This window comes from uncultured Tyzzerella sp. (genome assembly GCF_963558545.1).
Classification (GTDB): domain Bacteria; phylum Bacillota; class Clostridia; order Lachnospirales; family CAG-274; genus Tyzzerella.
Map to the genome: position 1 here is coordinate 1 of NZ_CAUWHO010000094.1, position 3301 is coordinate 3301.

Sequence of the window (3301 nt, forward strand, 5' to 3'; positions counted from 1 at the left end):
AAAACTCGCATAAAACTCGCATAAAACTCGCATAAAACTCGCATAAAACTCGCATCTTTTTTGATTGTGTAAACCCAATCAAAAAAAGGAGTAGCTAATACTACTCCACATTTTTTATATAAACACTTTTTCCATATCAATATTTGAAAAATGGTCTTTATAAACTATTTCTTGTAATGCTATTTCTTCTGCTTCTCTGTAAAGCATTTTCTTATGTTTTTCAATTTCAACTACATTCCAATTATCTTGAATAGGTTCTTCTTTAAGTTTTTTATTCATAATATTATTAATTATATTATAAACTTCTTCATCTATATTATTAAATATTCTGGGAAACATACCCATAACACCAAATGTTTTGTACCTTACAGAATTTCTTTTCATATGCTCCATAGCTAACTTACCATATTTACCAACATTCAAATTATCTTCCACTTTTATCATAGGATAATACATTCCATTTTCCCCTAACTCATACCATAAATCATTATTTTCATCAAATTTATACTTTTCCATAACTATTCCTCCATTTTATATTTTTCTTTTAATTCTTTTTTGTACTGTTCTATATCTTCATCTGTTACGTTTATACCTAGTTTATTTGTCAATTTATCTATTATTTTCTCATATTTTATATTTTTATCATTTTCAACTTTAAACTTATTTGTATTATTATTTTCTTTATTATCTCTCATTATAAATAATTCTCTTCTAAAATATTTATTTATATTTTAAAGAAAAATTTGTATTTTGTAAATATATTTTGGATATCTATTTAAATACCTAATAGATAAATTTTTGTCCTTTCTTTAAATTTTTAAAAAATTAAATTTATTAATTGGTATGCTCCAAGTATAATTAATAAAATACCTACAACAATAATTAATTGTATACTAAATTGTTTTATACCTTTTTTTATATCCTTATAAATTATTTTATTATTTTCTTTAGTAGCACCTATTCCATAAATATCATCTAGTTCTTTTAAGTCATCTACTAATTTATTAGATATTGCTTTATTAACTTCTGTAGCTTTTTTTAATTCTTCTATAGCATATAAAATTTTACTATTATTTAATTCGTTTTCTTTATTTATATTAGCTTTTATAAGCTCAAGTATATTATCAAAAAATATACTATTACTTTTTGATTGTTCTTCAAAACATTCGTCTATGTATTTTTTTAGTTCTAAAAATTTATATTCAATAAATTCTTTTGTATCATTCATATATTTTCTCCTTTATAAAATTTCCCTATGAATAACTAACATATTGTAAATAGCTCTTAATATTTCTTTTTTATTTCTATGATACTGTGATGTTGATAGATTAAGTTTTAAAGAAATTTCAACTTCACTCATATTTTCCTTATATCTAAAGTATAAAATATTTCTATAACTTTCTACAAATATATTAATTATATTTTTCATTTTAGAATTTTTAATTTCAAGGTTAAATATTTGATTTTCTTGTATTTCTATTTCTTCTTTAATATTTTCTATCATTTTTTCATTATATTCAATTTGCTTTATTATATTTCTTTCAAAATATGATATTCCATCACTACTACTTGTTGGAGTATTATCAACAGTAGTGCTTTTAACATCTATATCAAAATCTAATTTCAAATTTCTATTTTTATCTTCTAGTAGAGATATTTTTTCTTCTAAGGATATTATTATATTTTTTATTAAAGTTATTTTTTCTTCTGTATTAAAATATTCTTTTATCTTTTCTTCTACAAACTTTGCATTTTCTTTTTTCATCTTACACCTCAACATATAAAAAAAATTGTAACTTTAAACAATATTAAGTTCAATATTATAGCTAAAGCTATTAAACTTAATGCAATAGCTATAATATTGAAAAATTCTTTTATATTAAAATTATTATCCATACTAGAAAAACATATTTAAAATATCATCTGTCGACATTGTTTCTTTAACCTGAGTATCTTCTTTTTTATTTTTTGTATTTAAAAAATCAATATCATCTAATTTTACAATGTTTTCAGTATTTAGTTTTATTATTGTTTCTTTTTCTTTGGATATTTCTTCTTTCAAATTATATATCCTTTTTAGCGGAAATGTTAAACCGCTTAGTATCGCTAAAGTGTATTCTTTATTATTATTTTCAAACTTATCTAAATATTTACCAACCTTTTCAAAAAATAAATTTTCATCAAATTTTATACTTCTAGATAAACCTAAATACTTTATAGTTCCACCCTTTTCTAACTTAGCAAAAACACCATTATTTATATTTTCAATTAGTTTGTTAGTATTTTCATCATTTTTGCAATTAGCAAGACTAATCATTCCCTTTGTTTTTAAAAGTTTAAATATCTCTGCTTCATCAATATTACCTTTTACAGTTTCATATTTTTTATAATCAAAAATTTTATTAAATAAGTTTACAAAGTTTTTATTTATATGTTCCATATCATTCTTTTGATTGTTATCGAGAATAAAACAACCACATAAATCTTCTATTTCAGTAATTTCTTTTAAATATTCATAGCTATTAATTTTAGCTTGTAATGTATCTTTTTCACTAGGTAATACACTAACTAATCCAACATCTTTTTTTAATGCTTTTATAAAAATATTAGCAAGTGTAGGGCTTATACCACTACCTGTACCACCACCTGTAGAAGACACTATATAATATAAATCTTTTTTCCCAACAACTTTATTAATGAATTCGTTTATAGCACTAAAATCATTTTTAGCCACTTGTTTGGCAGTATTTCTATCTTTAGCACAACCTAAACCATTTTTTATATGGTATTTTATATCTTCATCGATATTTAGGGTATCTAAATCCCCTTTACTTGAGTTTATAAAAGCTACATCAAAACCTTTTAATTTTAGTAAATTTCCAATATTTCCCCCTGCTTGTCCTATTGCTATAATTCCTATTTTTTCTCTCATATTATTTTTTCTCCTTTTTCTTTTTTGTTTTATATTTTATTTAAATATTCAAGCCCTTTATTAGTTATATAATATGTTTTAGCATTAGCATTTAATGCTCCATAATCAACTAATCCTAAAGTTTTAAGCTTTTCTAGTCTTTTATATACAGTTCCATATTTTAAGTTCCCACTATGTACTAATATAAAATTTTTTATTTCTAAACTTTTTAAATAACTTATTTTTTGTTGCTTTTCTAATTCTTTAAGACAAATAATATCTGCTTTACTTAACTCCATATTATTCTCCTTTAACTTTTATTTAAATTTAATTTATATATAGACTTGACTAGACAATGACTAGATATAATTTACACTATATATATAAATT

General features: G+C 21.6%; 6 protein-coding genes. All 6 read right to left on the reverse strand.

All coding sequences use genetic code 11. The annotated features are described in order from the left end of the window. Positions 1 to 114: 114 nt before the first annotated feature. The 6 genes from R5Z65_RS09705 to R5Z65_RS09730 all read right to left on the reverse strand — a co-directional run bounded on the left by R5Z65_RS09705 (position 115) and on the right by R5Z65_RS09730 (position 3210). The gene (locus R5Z65_RS09705; RefSeq protein WP_317368804.1) at positions 115 to 516 is read right to left on the reverse strand and encodes a TnpV protein; all 402 of its coding nucleotides are present in this window, start codon (positions 514 to 516) and stop codon (positions 115 to 117) included. Positions 517 to 518: 2 nt separating this feature from the next. Further along, positions 519 to 695, reverse strand: a complete 177-nt coding sequence (locus R5Z65_RS09710) for a hypothetical protein (RefSeq protein WP_317368807.1) — start codon at positions 693 to 695, stop codon at positions 519 to 521. A gap of 122 nt (positions 696 to 817) precedes the next feature. Then, positions 818 to 1228, reverse strand: a complete 411-nt coding sequence (locus tag R5Z65_RS09715) for a hypothetical protein (RefSeq protein ID WP_317368810.1) — start codon at positions 1226 to 1228, stop codon at positions 818 to 820. 12 nt (positions 1229 to 1240) lie between these two features. Next, a complete protein-coding gene (locus R5Z65_RS09720) occupies positions 1241 to 1765 on the reverse strand; it encodes a hypothetical protein (protein WP_317368812.1) in 525 nt (174 codons plus the stop codon). A gap of 132 nt (positions 1766 to 1897) precedes the next feature. After that, positions 1898 to 2932 carry a hypothetical protein gene (locus R5Z65_RS09725; protein ID WP_317368814.1) on the reverse strand — a complete coding sequence of 345 codons (1035 nt, stop codon included), beginning with the start codon at positions 2930 to 2932 and terminating at the stop codon, positions 1898 to 1900. Positions 2933 to 2961: 29 nt separating this feature from the next. Continuing rightward, complete coding sequence (locus tag R5Z65_RS09730; protein WP_317368815.1) at positions 2962 to 3210, reverse strand: hypothetical protein; 249 nt, start codon at positions 3208 to 3210, stop codon at positions 2962 to 2964. Positions 3211 to 3301 lie beyond the last annotated feature (91 nt).